The sequence below is a fragment of the Thermochromatium tepidum ATCC 43061 genome, from assembly GCF_009664085.1.
Classification (GTDB): domain Bacteria; phylum Pseudomonadota; class Gammaproteobacteria; order Chromatiales; family Chromatiaceae; genus Thermochromatium; species Thermochromatium tepidum.
Map to the genome: position 1 here is coordinate 2,335,923 of NZ_CP039268.1, position 21,114 is coordinate 2,357,036.

Here is a 21,114-nt window from a genome sequence, read left to right on the forward strand (position 1 = left end):
TGCTCACTCGAAACCGACCGGCGCTGCTTGGTGCCAGTGCGTCACGTGCTGGTAGCGGTGTGCCACATTGAGCAGACGGGCCTCTTGAAAGTAGTTGCCGATGATCTGCAAGCCGACCGGCAGGCCGTCGACGGGTTCAACCGGGATCGACAGCCCCGGCAATCCAGCCAGATTGGTGGCGATGGTGTAGATGTCGTTGAGATACATCGACACCGGATCGTCCAGCTTGGATCCGAGTGGAAAGGCAGTCGTGGGGCTGGTCGGCCCCATGATGACATCGACCTGCTCGAAGGCGCGCTTGAAGTCTTCGACGATCAGCCGACGGATCTTCTGCGCCTTGAGATAGTAGGCGTCGTAATAGCCGGCCGAGAGCACATAGGTGCCGATCATGATCCGACGCTGGACCTCGGGACCGAACCCCTCGGCGCGACTGCGCTCATAGAGGTCCAATAGGTCTTTCGGGTTCTCGCAACGATAGCCATAGCGTACCCCATCGAAGCGCGCCAGGTTCGATGAGCACTCGGCGGGCGCAACCACATAGTAGACGGGCACCGAGAGCGGACTGTTGGGTAGGCTGATCTCGATGATCTCGGCACCGAGCCGCTCATACTCCTTGATCGCGTCCATGACCACCTCACCGACGCGCGGATCGAGTCCCTCGCCGAAATATTCCTTGGGCAGACCGATGCGCAACCCTGTGATGTCGTCGTCGAGCGCGTCGACATAGTCAGGGACCGGGACCTCGGCGCTGGTCGAGTCGCGTTCGTCGAAACCGGCCATCTCATCGAGGATGAAGGCCGCATCCGCCGCCGAGCGCGCCATGACCCCAGCCTGATCAAGCGAAGAGGCAAAGGCGATCATGCCCCAGCGTGAACAGCGTCCATAGGTCGGTTTGATCCCGGTGACGCCGCACAGTGCCGCCGGCTGGCGGATCGAGCCGCCAGTGTCGCTCGCGGTGGCCGCTGCGCACAGCCGCGCGGCCACGGCTGCCGCCGAGCCGCCCGAGGAACCACCCGGAACTCGGGTCTGGTCCCAGGGATTCCTGACCGGACCATACCAGCTCGTCTCATTGCTCGACCCCATGGCGAACTCATCCATGTTGGTCTTGCCAAGCACCACAGCCCCGGCCGCCGCCAGCCGCTCGACGATGGTCGCATCATAGGGGGCAATGAAGTTATCGAGCATCCGCGAACCGCAGCTGGTCTTGAGTCCCTGGGTGCAGAAGATGTCCTTGTGGGCGATCGGGATGCCGGTCAGCGGCCCGGTCTCACCCGATCTGAGCGTCCGGTCGGCGCGCTCGGCCGCCGCAAGCGCCGATTCGGTCGCGACCGTGATGAAGGCGTTTAGCATCGGATCGAGCCGCGCGATGCGCTCCAGATAATGCTGCGTCAGCTCGACGCTGGAATAGGTACGTAGCCGCAGATCCGCGGCCATTTGCGCAATGGATTTGTTCTGCATCAGTCGATGACCTTCGGAACCAGATAGAGTCCAGCCTCGGTCAGGGGGGCGATGGACTGAAAGCGTTCGCGTTGATTGGTTTCATTGGGGACATCCGGACGCAGACGCTGGGTCATGTTCAGCGGATGGGCCAGGGGTTCGATGCCCGAGGTATCGACGGTATCCATCCGGGCGACCAGGTCGAGGATATTGGAAAGATCCGCCGCATAGCGCGCGCGCCGCTCGGGAGCGACGGCGAGCCGGGCCAAATGGGCGATCTTGTCGATGTCGGATAAGCTCAGTGACATGTTGGACAGCCGTTGGCGATGAAATTGGTTGAAAATAGCACAAATGAGCGTTCGGGCGGGCCACTCGACCCGAGGGTCCGGCGGAGCGACACAGCGGGCGCCTTGCCGATCGAGGTTCACGTTGCTAGATTAGCGCCCCAATTATCCAGGGATCCCGTATCGGAACCGAGATCCGGCTCACTCATCCTCGGCGACGCCGCGCCCATCCAAGGCGTTCCTTTACCACCCGGAAGGTGTCTTTACTGATGTTTTTCAGAAACATTCGCGGAATGTTCTCCAATGACCTATCGATCGACCTGGGGACCGCCAATACACTGATCTATGCCCGTGGCCGCGGCATCGTACTCAATGAACCCTCGGTCGTGGCCATCCGGCACGAACGCCATGGAGGAACCAAGACGGTGGTGGCCGTCGGCGAGGAGGCCAAGCAGATGCTCGGGCGCACCCCTCAAAACGTCACCGCGATCCGGCCGATGAAGGACGGCGTCATCGCCGACTTCACCGTCACCGAGAAGATGCTCCAGTATTTCATCCACAAGGTCCATGAAACCAGCTTCCTGCGTCCCAGCCCGCGCGTGCTCATCTGCGTGCCCTGCGGCTCGACCCAGGTCGAGCGCCGCGCCATCAAAGAATCGGCCGCGGGCGCTGGGGCGCGCGAGGTCTATCTGATCGAGGAGCCCATCTCGGCCGCCATCGGTGCCGGACTGGCGGTGCACGAGCCACGTGGCTGTATGGTCATCGACATTGGCGGCGGCACGGCCGAGGTGGCAGTGATCTCACTGAGCGGCATCGTCTATGCCGAGTCGGTGCGAGTCGGGGGCGATACCTTCGACGATGCCATCATCAACTATGTGCGCCGTAACTATGGCACCCAGATCGGTGAGGCCACCGCCGAACGCATCAAGCACAGCATCGGCTCGGCCTTCCCCGGCAATGAGGTACTGGAGATCGACGTCAAGGGCCGTAGTCTGGCCGAGGGCGTGCCGCGCAGCTTTACGCTTAACAGCAACGAGATCCTCGAGGCCTTGCAGGAGCCGTTATCGATGGTGGTCCAGGCGGTCAAGATGGCGCTCGAAAAGACCCCACCCGAGCTGGGCGCCGATATCGCCGAGCGCGGCATTGTGCTGACCGGCGGGGGTTCGCTCTTGCGCGGCTTCGACCGGCTGATCGAGGAGGAAACCGGGCTGCCGGTGATCGTGGCCGAGGATCCGCTGACCTGTGTTGCCCGTGGCGGCGGCATGGTGCTGGAGATGCTCGACTCCCAGGAGAGCGCCCTATTCGCGACCGAATGACATGACTCGGCCGCCAGTTACCAGCCGCCAGCGACCAGCCGAAGGAATGTTCTGGCTGGAGGCTGAAGGCTTGGAGCTGAACGCTGGAGGCTGGAAGCTGAGGTGCTGCCGTCATCAAACCGCTGTTCAATCCAGGTCCGTCACTCAATGCCCGCGTCATCCTGGCGATTCTGATGGCATTAGGGTTGTTGGTGGCCGATCATCGTCAGCATCATCTCGAATTGCTGCGCACGGCACTCTCACTCCTGACCTATCCGCTGCAGCTAGCCGCTGATCGCCCCAGTCAGCTCTTCCGTGAGGCGCGCGAACGTCTCGCCAGCCAGGACAGGCTGCGTGACGAAAACTCCGAGTTGCATCGCGAGAACCTATTGCTCAAGGCGCGACTCCAGCAGTTCGAGGCCCTGGAGGCCGAGAACGCGAGGCTGCGCGAGCTCCTCGGCTCCTCGCTCGACGTCGGCGAACGGGTGCTGATCGCCGAGATCATGGCCGTCGAACTCGCGCCCTATCGTCAGCAGGTCTTGCTCAACAAGGGGACCAACGCCGGGGTCTTCGTTGGTCAGCCGGTGCTCGACGCCAATGCCGTGATGGGACAGGTCATCCGCGTCAATCCCTTCTCCTCGGTGGTACTCCTGATCACCGACTCGGATCACGCCCTGCCGGTCGAGGTCAACCGCAACGGACTGCGCACCATCGCCGCTGGCACCGGGCCGAATCATGATCTGGAGCTGCTCTACATCCCCAAGAACGCCGACATCCAGGTCGGTGACCTGCTGGTGACATCGGGCATGGACGGGCGTTTTCCCCCCGGTTATCCGGTGGCGCGGGTCAAGACCGTGCGTCAGGATCCGGACAACCCCTTCACCACCGTCCTGGCCGAGCCCACAGCCCGACTCGATCGCAGCCGCGAAGTCCTCCTGGTCTGGAATCTGAATGAGACCTCGCGCCTGCAGGCCCTGACCGCCGAGGCACTCAAACCCAAAAACATGGCGCCGTGAAGATCATCAAGAAGCGTTCGGGCAAACCGTCCTACAGGCCTCATCAACCTTTCTGGCCGATCATGCTCTCATTCATCCTGGCGATGTATCTGACCATCCTGCCAGTGTCGGATTGGCCCTGGGACTATCGTCCCCCCTGGTCCGCCCTGGTCGTGCTCTTCTGGTGTTTCGCGACACCGCGCCAGGTCGGCATCTTCACCGCTTTCCTGGTTGGCCTGCTGCTCGACGTGCTCACAGGCGCCTTGCTCGGTCAGCACGCGCTGACCCTTTCGGTCACGGCCTATCTGGCCCTAGTGCTGCGCCCACGCATCCGGATCTTTCCGCAGTGGCAGCAGGCCTTCTTCGTGGCCCTGATCCTGCTGGCCGAACGCCTGCTGACGCTCTGGATCATCGCCGCGACCGGCCAGCCGATTCCGGCCCTGACTTACTGGATCTCGGCGTTGGTCGGCCTGGCCTTCTGGCCGATCATGGCCTGGCTGTTGGTGCCCTTCGAACGTCGTCTGGAGATGAGTTGACTGCCATGCTTGAGAGCAGTCTGGAGGATCGCCGGCGCGAACAGCGCCTGGTCAGGGCGCGGGCTGGCGTCGCCGCAGTATTTGTCGTCCTCGGTCTGAGCCTGATCCTGGCACGGCTGTACCATCTTCAGCTGGAGCTTCACGACCACTTCAGCGTGCTCTCGACCGAGAACCGGGTCAAGATCCAGCCGGTGCCGCCCAACCGGGGGCTGATCTTCGACGCCAAGGGCGTGGTGCTGGCTGAAAACAACCCCTCCTTCTCGCTGATGATCACGCTCGAGAAGGTCGAGGATCTGACCGCCACCATTGCCGAGCTCAGACGGATCCTATCGATCGAGGAGGTGGATCTGGCCCGCTTCGAGCGGCTCAAACGTCAGCGCATGCGCTTTCAACCGGTCCCGATCCGTTTGAACCTCACCCCCGAGGAGGTCGCGCGCTTTGCCGTCGATAGCTACCGTTTTCCCGGGGTTGAGGTCCAGGCCGAGCTGATCCGGTTCTATCCAAAACGCGAGCTCACGGCCCATGTGCTCGGCTATGTCGGACGCATCAACGACCGCGAGCTCGCGCACATCGACAAGGGCAACTATGCCGGTACCAACTTCATCGGCAAAAGCGGGGTCGAGCTGGCCCACGAGGACGTGCTCCACGGCAAGGTCGGCTATCGCCAGGTCGAGGTCAATGCGCGTGGCCGCATCCTGCGCACGCTCGAGAGCACACCCCCGGCCCCGGGTCAGGATCTCTATCTCTATCTCGACATCGGGCTGCAACAGGCGGCCACCGAGGCGCTTGGCACGCATCGCGGCGCGATCGTGGCCATCGATCCGCGCAGCGGTGGCGTGCTGGCCCTGGTCAGCACCCCGAGCTTCGATCCCAACCTCTTCGTTGAGGGCATCAGCCAGAGCGATTACAACGCCCTGCTCCATTCGCCCGACAAACCGCTCTACAATCGCGCCATTCGTGGTCAGTATCCGCCCGGCTCGACGGTCAAGCCCTTCGTCGGACTCGGCGGCCTGTCGCTCGGCTTCGTGACGCCGCGCAGCACGACCTATTGTCCGGGATACTTCTCACTGCCGGGCCAAAAACACCGCTTCCGCTGCTGGCGGCGCGGCGGACACGGCACGGTCGACCTGGAGTCGGCCATCGTGCAGTCCTGTGACACCTATTTCTACTGGCTGGCCAACCAGATGGGGGTCGACAAACTGCATGCCTTCCTCTCGGAGTTCGGCTTTGGTGCGCGCACCGGCGTCGACGTCTCGGGCGAGCTGCCCGGATTGCTGCCCTCGCGTGAATGGAAGGAGCGGGTGCGCAAGCAGTCCTGGTATCCGGGTGAGACCCTCATCATGGGCATCGGTCAGGGCTATTTCCTGGCCACACCCATGCAGCTGGCGGCGGCGGCCGCCGCCATAGCCAACAAGGGACGCTTCATCCAGCCGCGACTGGCCTATGCGCGCCGGGTTCCGGGTGCCGACGTAGCGACCGTCTTCCCCACGGTGGCGCGCCAGATCCGCATCTCGAATCCGTCCGACTGGGACATCATCATCGAGGACATGGCGAAGGTCATTGAGAGTCCACGCGGAACTGCCAAACACATCCGTTCCAACGATTACCGCATCGCCGGCAAGACCGGCACCTCACAGGTCTTCACCATCGGCCAGAAGGAACGCTATGACGCCTCCAAGATCTCGGAACGTCTGCGCGATCATGCCCTCTTTATCGCCTTCGCCCCGGTCGAGGATCCGCGCATCGCTGTGGCCGTGATGGTGGAAAACGGCGGTTCAGGGAGCGGGACCGCCGCGCCGATCGCACGCCGGGTGATCGATGCCTATCTCGGCGGTAGGCCGCTGGCAGACGCGTCGGAGTCGAAGGACGATGGCGACTGATCCCCTGTCCTCACGGGCGATCTGGGAGATCGAGACCACGGACGAGGGTTGGTTGCGTCGGCGCCACATCGACGCCCCGCTCCTGACCGGACTGCTGGCACTGTGCGGATTCGGTCTCATGGTGCTCTACAGCGCCGGCGACAAGGACTGGTTGATGATCGAGCGCCAGCTGGCACGACTGGTCGTCGCCTTCGGCCTCATGCTGGCCATTGCCCAGGTGCCTTCCAGCTACTTCAAGCGCTGGTCGCTGGGGCTCTATGTATTCGGTGTTCTGATGCTGGTGGCCGTACTCCTCTTCGGAGACATCGGCAAGGGTGCTCGACGTTGGCTGGATTTCGGCCTGGTGCGTTTCCAACCCTCGGAGTTGCTCAAGCTCGCCGTGCCCATGACTGTGGCCTGGGTGCTGTCCCTGCGTCCGCTGCCGCCACGTCTGTTGGGCGTGCTGCTGGCGTCCGTCCTGAGCCTGATCCCGGTCGGGCTGATCGCCAAGCAGCCGGATCTGGGCACCGCCCTGCTGGTGCTGAGCGCGGGCGTCATGGTGCTCTTCATCGCCGGGTTGAGCTGGCGCATGATCCTCGGAATGGCGCTCTTGGTGGCTGCCGTGATGCCTCTGGTCTGGATGCACATGCACGATTATCAACGCGAGCGTGTCATGACGCTGCTCGACCCGCAGTCCGATCCATTGGGGAGTGGTTATCACATCATCCAGTCACAGATCGCCATCGGCTCGGGCGGGCTCTCGGGCAAGGGCTGGCTCAACGGCACCCAATCGCATCTGGAGTTCCTGCCCGAGCGCCACACCGACTTCATCTTCGCCGTCATCGGCGAAGAATTCGGCTTTACCGGCATCCTGGCGCTGATGGCACTCTATCTGTTCATCATCGGACGCGGACTCATGATCGCCGTGCGCGCCCAGGATAACTACGAGCGTCTGCTCGCCGGGGGGCTGACGCTGGTGTTCTTTATCTATCTGTTCGTCAACACGGGGATGGTCACCGGCCTGCTGCCGGTGGTCGGCGTGCCTCTGCCATTGATCAGCTATGGAGGCACCTCGATGGTGACACTCATGGCCGGTTTCGGGATACTGATGTCGATCGAGACCCATCGTGCCAAAAAATGAGTCGGATCATGCGTGTTATGCTCGTCCTAACCCCCATCAGCGCCCTCCTGCTGCTCGCGCTGACAGGCTGTGCCAGTCGGGGTGAACTCGACGACGAGGCGATCGCCCGCATCCCGGACGCGGTGCCGAGGTTCGAGCCACTGGCCAGGTTGGGCAACCCCGATTCCTATGTGGTCTTCGGACGGCGCTATTACATCAAGAAGTCCGCGCGCGGCTATGTCGAACGCGGGCTGGCCTCCTGGTATGGGCAGCCCTTCCATGGTCGCCAGACCAGTTCGGGCGAGACCTACGACATGTACGCCATGAGCGCGGCGCACAAGACGCTCCCTCTGCCGACCTATGTGCGCGTCACCAATCTCGAGAACGGACGCAGCGTCGTGGTAAGGATCAACGATCGCGGTCCCTTTCAAGATGATCGCGTCATCGACCTCTCTTATACGGCCGCCGTCAAGCTCGGGATGAAAAACCAGGGTACGGCGCGGGTCGAGGTACGGGCCATCGAACCCAGGCGACGCTTCTGGGGCCTTTTATCCTTCCTGGCCGATCGGGCCGAGCGATCGACCGACACCAACTGACCAACCCAGCCCGCGGCTGCGCTGCAAAACTGAAACACTGTGCCATTTTTACGATTTAAGCGGTAAAATACGCGACAAACTCCCTCGTCACCCCGAGTGTTCGGATCATCCATGAAATCAGCCATCAAGCGCCTGCTCCCGTGGTTCCTGTTGCTGCTCAACTTCGGCCTGCCCGTCGGCGCGCAAACGACCACGCCCGCCCCACCCGAGCTGGAGGCCCGGGGTTATCTACTGGTCGACTTCCATACAGGCAAGGCCCTAGCCGAGCTCAATGCCGATGAGCGGGTCGAGCCGGCGAGCCTGACCAAGATCATGACCGCCTATACGGTGTTTCGCGAACTGGCCTCGGGGCGCATCAGTCTCAGCGATCGCGTGACGATCAGCGAGCGCGCCTGGCGCACCGGCGGCTCCAAGATGTTCATCGAGGTCGGCAAGCAGGTCAGTCTAGAGGATCTGCTCAAGGGCATGATCATCCAGTCGGGCAATGATGCCAGCGTGGCCCTGGCCGAATACGTCTCGGGCAATGTCGAGTCCTTCGCCAATCTCATGAACGCCCATGCCAAGCGGCTTGGCATGACCAACAGTCATTTCACCAATCCCAATGGCCTGCCGGACCCGGAGCTCTATACGACGGCGCGCGACATGGCCCGGGTCGCCGCGGCCCTGATCCGCGAGTTCCCCGAGTACTATGCCTGGTACTCCACCCTTGAGTTCACCTACAACGGAATCACCCAGCAGAACCGCAACCCGCTGCTCAGACGCGACCCCACGGCCGACGGCATCAAGACCGGCTACACCAAGGCGGCCGGTTACTGTCTGATCGGCTCGGCCAAACGCGACGACATGCGCCTGATCTCGGTCGTGATGGGTGCGCCCACGCCCCGCGCGCGCGCTGAGGCCAGCCTGGCGCTGCTCAACTATGGCTTCCGGACCTACGAGAGTCACAAGCTCTATCCGGTCGGTCAGCCGATCCAGAACCTGCGTGTCTGGTTTGGCGAACAGGAAACGCTGCCGGCGGGTCCGGAACGCGACGTGGTCGCCACCATTCCGCGCGGCCAGTATGCCAAGCTCAGCGCGCGCATCGAGAAGACCTCGGACATGAACGCCCCCATCGCCCGGGGCGAGCGACTCGGTGATATCGTCGTCTTGATGGGCGAGGAGGAGATTACGCGCATTCCGCTCATCGCCCTCCAGGATCTGCCCAAGGGCGGTCTCTGGCGTCAGGTCAAGGACAGCGTGTTGCGGATGTTCTAGTGGACGATCGCGCTCGATACCCGGCGTGCGGCCGACGAGATCTGGCTCAGCCGCTCGACGCGCGAGGTTCTACCGGTGACGCGGCTTCGAGGCGAGCCGGTGGGCGATGGGCGTCCAGGGTCGTTCTGGCGGCGGATGGATGCGCTTTATCAAGACGACAAGGCGTGGGTGCCTGAAGGCCATGTCTGATCCACAGCAAACCCTGCTGACCTTTCCCTGCCGCTTTGCGCTCAAGGTCATGGGACCGTCCGGGCGCGGTCTGGAGGCGGTGGTGGTCGAGATCGTCAGCCGTCATGCCGAGGGCGTCGACGAGACGGCGATCTCGGTGCGCGAGAGCCGAGGGGGCCAATGGATTGCCGTCACCCTGACCTTCGAGGCCCACAGCAAACACCAGCTCGACGCCATCTATCAGGAACTCTGCGCCCACGAGCTGGTGGCCTGGGCGCTGTGAACACACCACCCTGTCTGTTGCGCATCCGCTATCTGCCCGGGCTCCAGGACTATCGGGCGACCTGGGCCGCGATGCGCGCCTTCACAGATACGCGCGAGGCGGATACGCCGGACGAACTCTGGCTGCTCGAACATCCGCCGGTCTTCACCCTCGGTCAGGCCGGATGTCCCGAGCATCTGCTCGCCCCTGGGGAGATTCCGGTGATCCAGACCGACCGCGGCGGGCAGGTCACCTATCATGGTCCGGGGCAACTCGTTGCCTATCTGCTGCTCGATCTGCACCGCGCGGGGATCGGCATCAAACGGCTGGTGAATCGACTGGAACAGGCGATCATCGAGCTGCTGGCCACGCACGGCGTCGCGGCCGAGCGGCGCGCCAATGCACCTGGCGTCTATATCGCCGGGTCCAAGATCGCGTCATTGGGTCTGCGCGTGCGTCATGGCTGCTGTTATCACGGTCTGGCGCTCAATGTCGACCTGGACCTGGAGCCCTTCGGTCGCATCAATCCCTGCGGCTATGTCGGACTGACCGTCACCCGGCTCGTCGATCACGCCCCAGGGATCACGCTCATCGAGACGGCTCAGGCGCTGGGCGAGATCCTGCCGCGACACCTGAACCGACGGGATTGAGGCCGACTCAAGCAGCACTCGTCCTCGATCCGGTCGAGCAGATCCAGCCCTTCGCGGTGTCCGTAGTGCTTGAACAGGGCACGGATATGGTTGACCTGACTGCCGACGACGAGGCCAAATTCGCGTCTCAGGGCACCCGCGCCACCGGACGCATCTCCTTGTCACAGGTACCGCCGACACTCACCGCGCGCATCGTACCCGCCCCCTGGCAGGTCTCGCCGCGATCGGCGATCCGGCAATGGAGTTCAACCGGCTCACCTGAACCGAGCCAGTTCGGCACCTTGCGATAGCGTCCGGTACCAAGCGAAGGACAGCCGCCCGGGATGCCATAGGGCAAACAGTCATCCGGACGCTTCAGCGAGACCTTGCGCGCATCGACCAGAAAGCCCGGATAGCTGTCCTGGACGCGGACGACATCGCGATCCGGCTCCTGAGTGACCAGGAACTCCTTGAAGGTATAGCCCCAGCCGGACTTGATCCCGACCTCGATCCGGGTATTGGCGATGAGCGCAAAGTCACCATCCTTGCGTGCCACGGCGCCGGTCATGTACTCGACCCGGTCGTGGTTGGGAAAGCATTGGCCCATGGCCGGGGCGTGGTAGTAATGGCGCGTGTTGGTCAACTCGATCAGACTGTTGCCGGGGAAGACGGCGCGCAGACCCGAATCACCGCCATAGAGGATCTGCTCGGCATCCGGCACGGTCTGGGCATACATGGCCTGGAGCTTGGCATAATTGTCGTGTTCGGCCAGATCCGGACGCAGATAGCAGGCGGTCAACCCCGAGATCTGGGTCAGATACTCGTCCCAGATGTTGTATTGCGAGGGTGTAGAAGCGACGCCCTGGATGTCGCCTGGAAAGCGACAGCCTTGACGGACTTGACACTGGAGGGCGCGATTGCGGATCGACAACACCACGATACTGCGCTCGCAGGCGCCATAGGCCGAACAGCCCCGTCCCAGATGGCCCTCGTAGAGCGCGGTGCGCATGGCGTAATCCAGATGCTTGGCGCGTTCGAGCATGGTCGGCGAGCCGAGATCCGAGCGCCGGGCGATGAACGTCTCCCAGGCGCGCTCCAGGGCCTGACGGCGGCGCGTCAGACGCGCGTTGACCGAGGCGCATTCGTTGGAATCATGGAAGGCACGCACGATGCGGTCGAGTTCACTGACACCGCCCGCCGAGTCGCTGCGCCCGCCCGAGCGCGGCGGATCGAAGAAGGGCGCCTTTTCCAGTGCATAGAGCTCGCGTACATGGATGACGTTACGCACGCTCGCCGGGCAGTGATGGTTGGGTACCTGGAGTCCCTTGCGCTCGGCCAGGGCGCGCTTGAAGATCTCGGTCGAGTCCGGGGTCGCCGAGCGCGGATCGACCACGACCTCGAAGCCGACATAGGGCGTGCCATCCCTGTCGGTCAGCGGCTCGCCGTCGCGGATCATCAGACAGGGGATGAGTGAGGTGCCCTGCGCCAGGGTCCCGGCAGGTTCAGCGGCAGTACCGACCCTGGCGAAGCGGTCGGCGTCGTAATAGGGGACGTCCAGTGGGCCGTTGAACTTGTAGACCGTCATCACGGGTGTGGCCGGGATCGCGGCCGAGAGGTCGAACGAGACGAAGAGCGCGAGCGCGCCGAGCCAGAGACGCATGGGACTGAACCCTCTTCGAGGTCGGATACCATGGGTAGGTCCTAGGCTAGGTCAAGCCGGGGCGCGAATCCAGAGGCGATCTGCACGCACAGGGCGCCTCGATGGTCCCTATCAAGACAGTTTCAAGGATCAAGTCACCATGTCGAGTACACTCAGGCTATTCGTCGGGGCAGTGCTGATCGTCATGAACGGCCTGGTCATGGCCGGCGCGGACCGTCTCCAGCGCATCCAGACCACCCAGACCCTGCGTGTCTGCATCTGGCCCGATTACTACGGCATCTCGTTTCGCCACCCCAAGACGCTCCAACTCTCGGGGATCGATATCGATCTGGCACACGAACTGGCCCATGAACTCGGAGTCAAGGTCGAATTCGTCGACAGCAGCTTCGCCACCCTGATCGAGGACGTGCTCGGCGACCGCTGCGACATCGCCATGTTCGCCATCGGCATTACCCCGGCGCGTCAGCAACACCTGCGCTTTACCCAACCGCATCTCGCCAGCGACATCTACGCCATCACCACCCGCACCAATCGGCGCATCCGCGACTGGTCCGACATCGACCAACCGGGCACCGTGGTCGCCGTGGCCAAGGGCACGTTGCACGAGCCGATCATGCGCGAAAAACTCCAGTACGCCGAACTGCGCGTGTTCGATACCCCCCATGCCCGCGAGCAGGAGGTTCGATCGGGACGGGCCGATGTCTTCATGACCGACTATCCTTACAGCCGACGTATGCTCAAACACCATGACTGGGCGCGGCTCGTCTCGCCGAGCGCAAGCTATCACGTCACGCCTTACGCCTGGGCCATGGCGCCTGGCGACGACGCCTTCTACGCTCGCGTCGAGCGTTTCATCACCACGATCAAGACCGATGGCCGACTCCTGGAGGCGGCGCGGCGTCACGGACTCGAACCCATCGTGGTGCATTGAGCCAGCCTGGCATCTGGCCGTATTCATGCCGCACCGCGAATCACAGCGACACGGCCTGATCCTGGCCGCCCTGGTCTTATTGGCGAGCGGCTGGATGGCGGCCTTCGGCATTACGCTCTGGCGCTTGCATGCCAAGGCCATCAACGACGGTTTCATCGCGGCGCAGATGCACGCGCGCCACTTCGAGGACTCTCTGACCAAGACACTCCAGGTCATCGAGCTGGGCGTGGGCAATCTGCCGCCGGACCAGGATCTGACCGACCACAGCGCGCTCGCGGCCTATCTGACCGCATTGCTGCGTCCCTCGCCCTTTCTGCGTTCACTGTCGATCCTGACGTCGGAGGGACGGGTGATCGCCAGTTCGGACGCGCGCAACCTGGATCTGCGCATCGATCTGGGGGGGTTCTATCCGGATGCCGGTCTGGCCGGCACGCAATTGCGCATCGGTCGGCCCTGGATCGGACGGGATCTGGCGAACGCGACGCCGAGCACGGGTGATCCGCCGCCACCGCGTTCATCGAGTCTGGTGCCAGTCATGTACAGCTTTCGCCTCCATGAAGGGACCTACTGGTGGCTCGCCGCGCTCAACCCAGACGACTTCATCGACCATTTCAGCCAGGGGCTGCCGACCGAGGAAGGTCGCGTCCAGCTCCTACGCTACGACGGCCTGTTGCTACTCTCGTCCAGCCCTGACGACATCCCGGGACGATACGATCAGGCTGGCGCGGTGCGGGCCCAGCTCGAGCACCAAGAGCAGGGCGAGCTGGAACAGACACTCACTGGCAACCATCGGGTTCTGACGGCCTATCGGGTCTCGCGCCTCTACCCAGCCGTGATCGCCGTCCATCTCGACCGCCGGTTCATCCAGCGCCAATGGCTCGGCGAGGTGCACCGGCTGTCGATGATCGTCGTGCCGATCCTGGGGGCGCTCTCGGTCGCCATTCTCCTGCTGTGGTTACGAAGCCGGCATCTGGAACAGCAGCGCGCCGAGCTGGAGCGCCAGCGCCGGCTGACCTCCAGCGTCTTCGAGGCCAGCAGCGACGCCATCATGCTGACCACGCCCACAGGCGAGATCCTCTCGACCAATCCGGCCTTCGAGCGCATGACCGGCTACAGCAGCGCAGAGGTGCTGGGCCGTAATCCGCGCCTGCTCTCCTCTGGGCTACACGATCAGGCCTTCTATCGCGCCCTCTGGGACGCCGTCATCACCTATGGTCACTGGCGCGGCGAGATCGTCAACCGTCGCAAGGATGGCCAACTCTATACGGCGATCCTGACCATCGATGCCGTGCGCGACGAACAGGGCGAGCTCAAGCACTATGTCGGCGTCACCTCTGACATCACCGAACGCAAACGTCACGAGATCGAACTGCTGGCGGCCAAGGAGCACGCCGAGCGTGCCGCACGCGCCAAGACGACCTTCCTCTCGACCATGAGTCATGAGTTGCGCACGCCCATGCACGGCATCCTGGGCATGACCGAACTGCTGTTGGAATCGGACCTAAGCGAGCGCCAGCGTCGCCAGCTCGATGCCGTCAAGCGTTCCGCCGAGACGCTGCTGGCCATCCTAGCCGACATCCTGGATTACACCCGCATGGACGCCGAGCAACTCCAGATCCAGCCGGGCCCCTGCGATCCGCTCCGGATCGTGCGGGATGTCATGGCCGTCTATGCCCCCCAAGCCGAGAAAAAGGGACTGGCCCTCGTTCTAGACACCCACCGTCCAGCACCTGGATGCGTGGTCGTCGATGCGGGGCGCTTGCACCAAATACTCGACAAGCTGACAGCCAATGCCGTCAAATTCACCCACGAAGGCGAGGTCCGGCTTGCCGCCTGGCTCGACACCGAGACGGGCATCGATGGCCGTCTCTGGCTCGTCATCGATGTGACGGATACCGGGATTGGCATTCCGGTCGAGCTGCATGACTGCATCTTCGAGCCCTTCGTCCAGGCCGACGGCTCGCATACGCGCCGTTATGGCGGCACCGGGCTGGGTCTGGCCATCGCGCGTCGTCTGGCCGAGGCACTGGGCGCAACCCTGAGCCTAGAGAGCGAACCCGGACGGGGCAGCCGCTTTAGTCTGCGGATTCCGGTTCAGCCGTCGACGCATCGCCCTGATCCGTCTGCCGAATCTCCACCGCACTGATCCATGGGTCTAGCGTTCAATCTGCATCCACCCCCGTCGAGTCCTTCCATCTGGATCGGTCTTGGTAGCCTTGTGCTGCTGCTCTGGGCGTTTCCAAGCCTCGATTTGGCCGTCTCCGGGCTGTTTTACACGCCCGGCGCCGGATTCACGCTCAAAGGCACCCCCTGGGAGCGCGCGCTCCATGAGTCGGTCGCAGTCCTGATGGTGGTGGTGAATCCGGCGCTGATCACACTCTGGTGGTTCAACCGGCGCCTGGGGCGGCGCTGGCTGAACTTTGACGGGCGCAAGCTGGCGTTTTTACTCTGTCTGCTGATCCTAGTGCCGGGTCTAATCGTCAACCAGGGCCTCAAGGGGCATTGGGGACGGGCACGACCGGTCACCGTAGTCGAGTTTGGAGGAGACAAGACCTTTACCCCGGCCTTCGTGCCCTCGGACCAAGGTGGAGGGTCCTTCTGTTCGGGACACGTCGCGGCGGCGGCCTATCTGGTAGCTGTGGCCGCCACCCTGGCGGGGCCCAGTTCAGCCTGGGTGTGGATCGCACTCATCTATACACTCGCCATTGGGGTGGCACGTTTGGTCGCGGGCGGGCATTTCTTGAGCGATGTGCTCACGTCGCTACTGCTGGTGTGGTTCGGTTATCGGCTGCTCGGCTGGGTGTTCTTCAGAGCAGGCCGGATGACGGCAGATGGCCGTGATCGCTAAAACGGTAAAGACAGCATCGCCATCAGGAGCCCAGCAAACATCCGCCAATCCCTCGATTTAACGCGGCCTCGGCTCGACAGGCCAGACACCACCACGGATAATGACTAAAACACACTTCAGACACGCCAGCATGCAGACACGCGAGAATAGGATCTCGATCATCGGCCAATCCTTGCTCCTGGTGGTCGCCACGCTATTGATCGGGTTTCTGTTTCACTGGTCAGGGATTCCAGGGCCGGATGCCGACCAGGCGTCGCTGGAACTGTCCGCTCCGCCGGTCGGGGGGGATTTTACACTAGATTCGGCTACCGGCCCGGTGCGCTTGAGCAATCTACGTGGACAAGTGGTGTTGGTCTATTTCGGCTACACGTTTTGCCCAGACATCTGTCCGACCAATCTGGTCCAGATTGCCGAGGCCCTACGCTCGCTGCAACCGAGCGAATTGGAGCGTACCCGCGTGCTCTTCATCAGCGTCGATCCCGAGCGCGACGATCCAGGGCGTCTGGCGGGCTATGTCGCCTATTTTCACCCCAATATCCTGGGACTCACAGGCACACCTGAGCAGCTGGCCGAGATCGCCAAACGCTATGGCGCGGCCTATCGGCGCGTCGCCGACAGCGACTCGGCCTTCGGTGATCTGATCGATCACTCGGCCTTCACCTATGTGATCGACCCAAACGGGCGACTGGTTGAGACGCTCGGGCATGCCAGTCCTCCCGAGACCATCCGGGCCGCGATCCGCCGAGCATTCGGCCCAGAATCCTGATCGACATCACGGAGACCTTCGAAGATGCACCAGATCCGCACCCTGTTTGTCGGTGCCCTTTTGTCGAGCACCAGCCTGACCCTCAGCGCCGCTGGTCTGGAGGTCGGCGACCCCTATGTCCGCGCCGTACCACCCGGACAGCCAAACAGTGCCGCCTTCATGAGGCTACACAACCCCGGCACCGAGGCGCGCGCCCTGATCGGCGCCGAGAGTCCAGCCGCTGAGACCGTCGAGCTGCACACCCATGTCGAACAAAACGGCATGCTGCGGATGCGCCGCCTCGAGCGGATCGCGGTGAATGCCGGTGAGACCAAGACGCTGGCACCCGGCGGACTCCATCTCATGCTGATCGGACTCAAGTCCGAGCTGACGCCCGGTCAAAGGATCGAGCTGACACTGATCCAGGACGACGGCGAGCGCCTGGTGATCCAGGCGCCAGTGCGGCGGATCGAGTCGATGCCGCCCGCCATGTAATCTTGAGCCGGACGCGGTCTCTCTGCACCGAATGTCTCTTGATCCACCAAGCTATCCAGGTATCCGGTTTGACCCAAGGGTCAAGCGTCTGATATACATTAGCGGATTTTTACTCCCCTCCCTCGGGCGTTGGCCTGATTCGGCCGCGAATACGAACAAACATTTTAGGCACTCGCATGAAGAAGACTTGGCTGACAACGGTTTCAGTAGTGGCGGTTTTGGCGAGCGGTTCGACCTGGGCCGCAGAGGGGCTCCAACCGGCAGACCCCGCGCGGGGCGAAGCAAAGGCCAACGCCATCTGCATGGCGTGCCACGGACCGCAAGGCAATAGCATCGTACCCCTGTGGCCCAAACTCGCCGGCCAGCATCCTGAGTACATCATCAAGCAGTTGACGAACTTTAAGGCTGGAGAACGCTACAACGTCCAGATGACGCCCATGGCGATGCCGCTGACCGAGCAGGAGATCCGTGACGTAGCGGCCTACTTCTCGACCCAGACTCAGAGCGGTGGCCAGGCCGATCCTGAACTGGCCGCGAAGGGCGAGGTGCTCTATCGAGCAGGCAATCCTGCGACCGGCGTGCCTGCGTGCAGCGCCTGCCACGGTCCAGCCGGTATGGGCCAGGGTCTGTCGAAGTTCCCGCGCATCTCTGGCCAACACGCCGACTATGTCAAGCAGACCCTAGAGCACTTCCGCTCGGGTGAGCGCGCCAACGATCCCAACGGCATGATGCGTGGTGTCGCCGCGCGACTGACCGACCAGGAGATCGCCGCCGTGTCGCAATATATCCAGGGTCTCTCGAAGTAATTCGCAAGCCACAGGATCGATCGAAAAGGCCGCAACAAGCGGCCTTTTTCGCGCTGAGTGTGGGGCGCTCACTCTACCTTGCCACGGCTTGGACGAACAGGCGATCGGCTAGTCATGCCTGCGTTCGACCCAACTCGTGATATTAATGTGGCTGACGACGATACCACCGCGGACATGTCGGATCGGTGCGACATACATCAGATACCGTTGAGTCACGCCGTCGGTCGGCGCCGAATACTCCAGACAAAAAGAAGAACGCTCACCGGTCATGACCTGCTTGATCCCTTCCAGCGCCTCGGCGGCATGGGGCGCACTCGCGAGCCGCCCGTTTTCACAGGCGACGAGATAATCGGCCCCGACCCCAATCTCTTTAAGATCGGGATCGCCGTGCGCGCGCGCAAAATCACGCCAGGCGTTGTTGACCATGGTCACGACACCCTTGCTGTCGAGCACGGCGATATGTTCGGGTAGAGAATCGAGCACTGCCTGTAGGTGCTCGATGTCGCGCAGGGTGGTCACATCCACAAAGGTCGCGACCGCCCCGCGCGGTTCGCTGGCACGCACCGCATAGGGGAGGACGCGCACCAGATACTGACGGTCGTTAGCGGCCTTGATCTCGTGTTCGAACATCTCCCCCCGGTCGATGGTCTGGCGCAGATCGGTGATAAAGTCCGGGTACTGGAGCAGATTGGTGAAGTCATCGATCGGACGACCCAGGTCGCCGTCGCGGATCTTGAAGAGCGTCGTGGCCTCGGGCGTGAAGCGGGTCAGACGGAGCTGCGAGTCGACAAAGACGGTGGCGATGGAGGCGGCCTTGGCCATGCCATCGAGATCGGCGTTGAGCCGGTTGAGGATCTCGATCTTTTCTTGGTTTTCGGCGTTGACGGTATAGAGCTCCTCGTTGACCGATTGCAGCTCCTCGTTGGAGCTTTGCAGCTCCTCATTGGAGGCCATGAGCTCCTCGTTGGTCGCTTGAAGCTCCTCATTGGCCGTTTCAAGCTCCTCAATGGTCGCCTGGAGGCTCTCGCGGGTCGCGGCCAGCTCGCGCTCCAGGTTCTCGATGCGCTGGACGGTCTCTTGATCCAGACTGATGGTCTCGATCTTCTCGGCGCCCTCGCCATCGATGAGGCGCAACGGACCCGACTCGGGCGGCAGCACATCGTTCGGGCCATGACGGGTCACTGGCTCGAAGGACAACAGCAGATGCAGCTCGCCGCCCGGCGGCTCGACCGGACGGGCCACCAGACGCAGGCGCTCGGTGCGATCGTCGGCAAGCGTCAGCCCGATGATGTCCGAACGCAAGGGTACCCGATCGCGCGCGGCCTTGTAGAGGAGCGCCTTGGCGACGGCGACCAGGGCGCTGGGCAGGAGCTTGGACAGATCCAGGCTGACGCTGCCCTCGCCGATGCGTAGATAGGGGCCGACGTCGCCAAAGACATGCAGCAGGTCGTGGTGCTGGTTGAGCAGCAGGCTGGTCGGTGCATAGCTGTGCAGAAGCAACCCCTGGGCCGTATCGATCGCGGCGGCATCGGTTGCTATGCCATGGGTACGCACACCTGGACGCGGCGGCGTGGTCGCGATCGCCGTCTGACGTGCGCGTGGCGGATTGGTCGCGTCCAACGGCAGGGCGACATGGCGCAGGATGCGATAGATCTTGTGCTTGGAGCTGACCGCTGTGAAATCCGTATGCAGGTTGGCGATGGTCTCGCTCGGGCCGAGGAACAGAAAACCGCCGGGCGCCAGGGCATATTGCAACCGGCGCAGGGCGCGCTCCTGGGCCTCGGGCCGGAAATAGATCAGTAGATTGCGACAGGAGACCAGATCCATCCGGGTGAAGGGTGGATCCTCGAGCAGATTGTGGCGCGCAAAGACGATGCTCTGACGGATCTCGGTCTTGACCACAAAGTGATTGCCGCGCCTGATGAAGAACTGCTCCAGGCGCTCGGGCGAGATCTCGGCGGTGATGGCCTCGGTGAAGACCCCAGCGCCGGCGACCTCGATGTTCTGCGGCTCGACATCGGTGGCGAACAGCTTGAAGTTCGGCCAGCGACGCGCCTTTTCGAACGCCTCGGCAAACAGGATGGCGATCGAGTAGGCCTCCTCGCCGGTCGCCACACCCGGCACCCAGACCCGGATTGGCTGATTGCCGTTGTGATCGCTGACGATGGTACGCACGGCGGTCTCGGCCAGCACCTCGAAGGCGTCTGGATCGCGGAAGAAGCTGGTCACCGGGATCAGCAGCTCGCGCCTGAGCGTTGCCAGCTCGCCGCGATCGCTGCTCAGGAGCCGCACATAGTTGAGCAGATCCGGGGTCTGGCGTACTTGCATCCGGCGCTCCATTCGCCGCATCACGGTGGCCGGTTTGTACTCGCGGAAATCGATACCGCCTGCATGTTGTAACAGATGCATGACCTCTTCATGGGCGCTGTCGCGGTCGATCTCCATCGCCATCGAGGGCGGGCGCACCTTGGGCTGGGGGCGCTGATGGATATGGTCGAGCAGACGCGGCCCGATCTCCTCGGGCGGCAGGATGGCATCGACCAGACTGGTGGCGATGACACTGCGCGGCATACCGTCGAACTTGGCCGTCTCCGGATCCTGGGCCACCAGGAAGCCACCGGCGTCGTTGATGGCCACGGCGCCGCGCGTGCCGTCCGAACCGGTGCCGGAGAGGATGACGCCGATGGCGTGATTACCGAATTCCTTGGCCAGCGAACTAAAGAACAGATCGATCGGCAGGGTTAGACCGCGCGGATTCTTGGGGCTCAGACGCAGCACATCGCCGCTGACGGTCATCAGGCTCGCCGGCGGGATCAGATGCACCCGATTGGCCTCGATACGCATGTCGTGCTCGACGGTCACCACCGGCATGCGCGTGTGACGCGCAAGCAGATTGGCCATCATGCTCTTGTGGTCGGGCGACAGATGCTGGACCACGACATAGGCCGCGCCCGTGTCCGCTGGCAGTCCCTGGAAGAACCGCTCCAGGGCATCGAGCCCACCGGCCGAGGCGCCGATGGCCACCACATAGCCGTCAAATCGGCCTGGACTCGGACTCTGATCAGCATGGCCTGTCGCTTTCGGGTCGCTAGACATAAACCACTCGGCTCCTTATCGACAGATTGGTGTCGAACCGCGTTCCAGCTAACCAGCTGGTCTGGCGAGCCTGCGGGTCCTCGACAAAGCGATTCGAA

General features: G+C 63.1%; 20 protein-coding genes and 1 pseudogene. 16 read left to right on the forward strand and 5 right to left on the reverse strand.

Going from position 1 to position 21,114, the window contains the following annotated elements; all coding sequences use genetic code 11:
- Positions 1–3: 3 nt before the first annotated feature.
- Both gatA and gatC read right to left on the reverse strand, forming a co-directional pair.
- Positions 4–1,458, reverse strand: coding sequence for an Asp-tRNA(Asn)/Glu-tRNA(Gln) amidotransferase subunit GatA (gatA, locus tag E6P07_RS10765; protein WP_153975605.1), 1,455 nt, complete (start codon positions 1,456–1,458; stop codon positions 4–6).
- On the reverse strand, positions 1,458–1,745 hold the full coding sequence (gene gatC / locus E6P07_RS10770; protein WP_153975606.1) for an Asp-tRNA(Asn)/Glu-tRNA(Gln) amidotransferase subunit GatC: 288 nt from the start codon (positions 1,743–1,745) through the stop codon (positions 1,458–1,460). The genes gatA and gatC overlap by 1 nt, the downstream gene beginning before the upstream one ends.
- 245 nt (positions 1,746–1,990) lie before the next feature.
- Between gatC and E6P07_RS10775 the strand changes: the two genes are divergently transcribed.
- From E6P07_RS10775 to lipB, 10 genes and pseudogenes are all read left to right on the forward strand, one after another.
- Positions 1,991–3,037 (forward strand): rod shape-determining protein, encoded by a 1,047-nt coding sequence (locus E6P07_RS10775; RefSeq protein ID WP_153975607.1) that lies wholly within the window; start codon positions 1,991–1,993, stop codon positions 3,035–3,037.
- 122 nt (positions 3,038–3,159) lie between these two features.
- On the forward strand, positions 3,160–4,032 hold the full coding sequence (gene mreC / locus E6P07_RS10780) for a rod shape-determining protein MreC (protein ID WP_281346829.1): 873 nt from the start codon (positions 3,160–3,162) through the stop codon (positions 4,030–4,032).
- On the forward strand, positions 4,029–4,547 hold the full coding sequence (gene mreD / locus E6P07_RS10785; protein ID WP_153975609.1) for a rod shape-determining protein MreD: 519 nt from the start codon (positions 4,029–4,031) through the stop codon (positions 4,545–4,547). Before mreC ends, mreD begins: the two co-directional genes overlap by 4 nt.
- A 5-nt stretch (positions 4,548–4,552) precedes the next feature.
- On the forward strand, positions 4,553–6,427 hold the full coding sequence (gene mrdA, locus E6P07_RS10790; protein ID WP_153975610.1) for a penicillin-binding protein 2: 1,875 nt from the start codon (positions 4,553–4,555) through the stop codon (positions 6,425–6,427).
- Positions 6,417–7,547, forward strand: a complete 1,131-nt coding sequence (rodA, locus tag E6P07_RS10795; protein ID WP_153975611.1) for a rod shape-determining protein RodA — start codon at positions 6,417–6,419, stop codon at positions 7,545–7,547. The genes mrdA and rodA overlap by 11 nt, the downstream gene beginning before the upstream one ends.
- A 17-nt stretch (positions 7,548–7,564) precedes the next feature.
- Positions 7,565–8,122: a septal ring lytic transglycosylase RlpA family protein gene (locus E6P07_RS10800; protein WP_425505132.1), complete on the forward strand. Its 558-nt coding sequence runs from the start codon at positions 7,565–7,567 to the stop codon at positions 8,120–8,122.
- A 111-nt stretch (positions 8,123–8,233) separates the two neighbouring features.
- Complete coding sequence (locus E6P07_RS10805; RefSeq protein ID WP_153975613.1) at positions 8,234–9,376, forward strand: D-alanyl-D-alanine carboxypeptidase family protein; 1,143 nt, start codon at positions 8,234–8,236, stop codon at positions 9,374–9,376.
- 24 nt (positions 9,377–9,400) lie between these two features.
- Positions 9,401–9,565 (forward strand): annotated as a pseudogene (locus E6P07_RS13945) (D-amino acid aminotransferase); the annotation flags it as partial.
- Complete coding sequence (locus E6P07_RS10810) at positions 9,558–9,827, forward strand: YbeD family protein (protein ID WP_153975614.1); 270 nt, start codon at positions 9,558–9,560, stop codon at positions 9,825–9,827. The pseudogene E6P07_RS13945 and the gene E6P07_RS10810, both read left to right, overlap by 8 nt.
- Before the next feature lie 71 nt (positions 9,828–9,898).
- Positions 9,899–10,456 (forward strand): lipoyl(octanoyl) transferase LipB, encoded by a 558-nt coding sequence (gene lipB / locus E6P07_RS10815; protein WP_425505166.1) that lies wholly within the window; start codon positions 9,899–9,901, stop codon positions 10,454–10,456.
- Here the strand turns inward: lipB and cowN are convergent.
- Together cowN and E6P07_RS10820 are read right to left on the reverse strand one after the other, a co-directional pair.
- Entirely contained in the window at positions 10,408–10,587 is a 180-nt protein-coding gene (gene cowN, locus E6P07_RS14075; protein WP_343031254.1) for a N(2)-fixation sustaining protein CowN, read from the reverse strand. The genes lipB and cowN overlap by 49 nt on opposite strands.
- Positions 10,584–12,095 (reverse strand): eS19 family ribosomal protein, encoded by a 1,512-nt coding sequence (locus E6P07_RS10820; protein ID WP_153975616.1) that lies wholly within the window; start codon positions 12,093–12,095, stop codon positions 10,584–10,586. Before E6P07_RS10820 ends, cowN begins: the two co-directional genes overlap by 4 nt.
- A gap of 139 nt (positions 12,096–12,234) precedes the next feature.
- On the opposite strand from E6P07_RS10820, the gene E6P07_RS10825 reads away from it, so the two are divergent.
- The 6 genes from E6P07_RS10825 (at position 12,235) to E6P07_RS10850 (ending at position 17,920) form a co-directional block, all read left to right on the forward strand.
- A complete protein-coding gene (locus E6P07_RS10825; RefSeq protein WP_153975617.1) occupies positions 12,235–13,026 on the forward strand; it encodes an ABC transporter substrate-binding protein in 792 nt (263 codons plus the stop codon).
- A gap of 25 nt (positions 13,027–13,051) precedes the next feature.
- Complete coding sequence (locus E6P07_RS10830; protein WP_162008629.1) at positions 13,052–15,172, forward strand: PAS domain-containing sensor histidine kinase; 2,121 nt, start codon at positions 13,052–13,054, stop codon at positions 15,170–15,172.
- 3 nt (positions 15,173–15,175) lie between these two features.
- Positions 15,176–15,874, forward strand: a complete 699-nt coding sequence (locus E6P07_RS10835) for a phosphatase PAP2 family protein (RefSeq protein WP_153975619.1) — start codon at positions 15,176–15,178, stop codon at positions 15,872–15,874.
- A 130-nt stretch (positions 15,875–16,004) separates the two neighbouring features.
- A complete protein-coding gene (locus E6P07_RS10840) occupies positions 16,005–16,640 on the forward strand; it encodes an SCO family protein (RefSeq protein ID WP_153975620.1) in 636 nt (211 codons plus the stop codon).
- 24 nt (positions 16,641–16,664) lie between these two features.
- Positions 16,665–17,114, forward strand: coding sequence for a copper chaperone PCu(A)C (locus E6P07_RS10845; protein WP_153975621.1), 450 nt, complete (start codon positions 16,665–16,667; stop codon positions 17,112–17,114).
- Positions 17,115–17,290: 176 nt separating this feature from the next.
- Complete coding sequence (locus E6P07_RS10850; RefSeq protein ID WP_153975622.1) at positions 17,291–17,920, forward strand: c-type cytochrome; 630 nt, start codon at positions 17,291–17,293, stop codon at positions 17,918–17,920.
- 108 nt (positions 17,921–18,028) lie between these two features.
- Here E6P07_RS10850 and E6P07_RS10855 read toward each other — a convergent pair whose 3' ends face one another.
- Positions 18,029–21,016: a chemotaxis protein CheB gene (locus tag E6P07_RS10855; protein WP_153975623.1), complete on the reverse strand. Its 2,988-nt coding sequence runs from the start codon at positions 21,014–21,016 to the stop codon at positions 18,029–18,031.
- Positions 21,017–21,114: the final 98 nt, after the last annotated feature.

Bases quoted from the DNA above. Each gene is read 5' to 3' on its own strand.
- gatA (WP_153975605.1), bottom strand. From the start codon at position 1,458: ATGCAGAACAAATCCATTGCGCAAATGGCCGCGGATCTGCGGCTACGT.
- gatC (WP_153975606.1), bottom strand. From the start codon at position 1,745: ATGTCACTGAGCTTATCCGACATCGACAAGATCGCCCATTTGGCCCGG.
- E6P07_RS10775 (WP_153975607.1), top strand. From the start codon at position 1,991: ATGTTTTTCAGAAACATTCGCGGAATGTTCTCCAATGACCTATCGATC.
- mrdA (WP_153975610.1), top strand. From the start codon at position 4,553: ATGCTTGAGAGCAGTCTGGAGGATCGCCGGCGCGAACAGCGCCTGGTC.
- rodA (WP_153975611.1), top strand. From the start codon at position 6,417: ATGGCGACTGATCCCCTGTCCTCACGGGCGATCTGGGAGATCGAGACC.
- E6P07_RS10800 (WP_425505132.1), top strand. From the start codon at position 7,565: ATGCTCGTCCTAACCCCCATCAGCGCCCTCCTGCTGCTCGCGCTGACA.
- E6P07_RS10805 (WP_153975613.1), top strand. From the start codon at position 8,234: ATGAAATCAGCCATCAAGCGCCTGCTCCCGTGGTTCCTGTTGCTGCTC.
- E6P07_RS10810 (WP_153975614.1), top strand. From the start codon at position 9,558: ATGTCTGATCCACAGCAAACCCTGCTGACCTTTCCCTGCCGCTTTGCG.
- lipB (WP_425505166.1), top strand. From the start codon at position 9,899: ATGCGCGCCTTCACAGATACGCGCGAGGCGGATACGCCGGACGAACTC.
- E6P07_RS10820 (WP_153975616.1), bottom strand. From the start codon at position 12,095: ATGCGTCTCTGGCTCGGCGCGCTCGCGCTCTTCGTCTCGTTCGACCTC.
- E6P07_RS10825 (WP_153975617.1), top strand. From the start codon at position 12,235: ATGTCGAGTACACTCAGGCTATTCGTCGGGGCAGTGCTGATCGTCATG.
- E6P07_RS10830 (WP_162008629.1), top strand. From the start codon at position 13,052: ATGCCGCACCGCGAATCACAGCGACACGGCCTGATCCTGGCCGCCCTG.
- E6P07_RS10835 (WP_153975619.1), top strand. From the start codon at position 15,176: ATGGGTCTAGCGTTCAATCTGCATCCACCCCCGTCGAGTCCTTCCATC.
- E6P07_RS10840 (WP_153975620.1), top strand. From the start codon at position 16,005: ATGCAGACACGCGAGAATAGGATCTCGATCATCGGCCAATCCTTGCTC.
- E6P07_RS10845 (WP_153975621.1), top strand. From the start codon at position 16,665: ATGCACCAGATCCGCACCCTGTTTGTCGGTGCCCTTTTGTCGAGCACC.
- E6P07_RS10850 (WP_153975622.1), top strand. From the start codon at position 17,291: ATGAAGAAGACTTGGCTGACAACGGTTTCAGTAGTGGCGGTTTTGGCG.
- E6P07_RS10855 (WP_153975623.1), bottom strand. From the start codon at position 21,016: ATGTCTAGCGACCCGAAAGCGACAGGCCATGCTGATCAGAGTCCGAGT.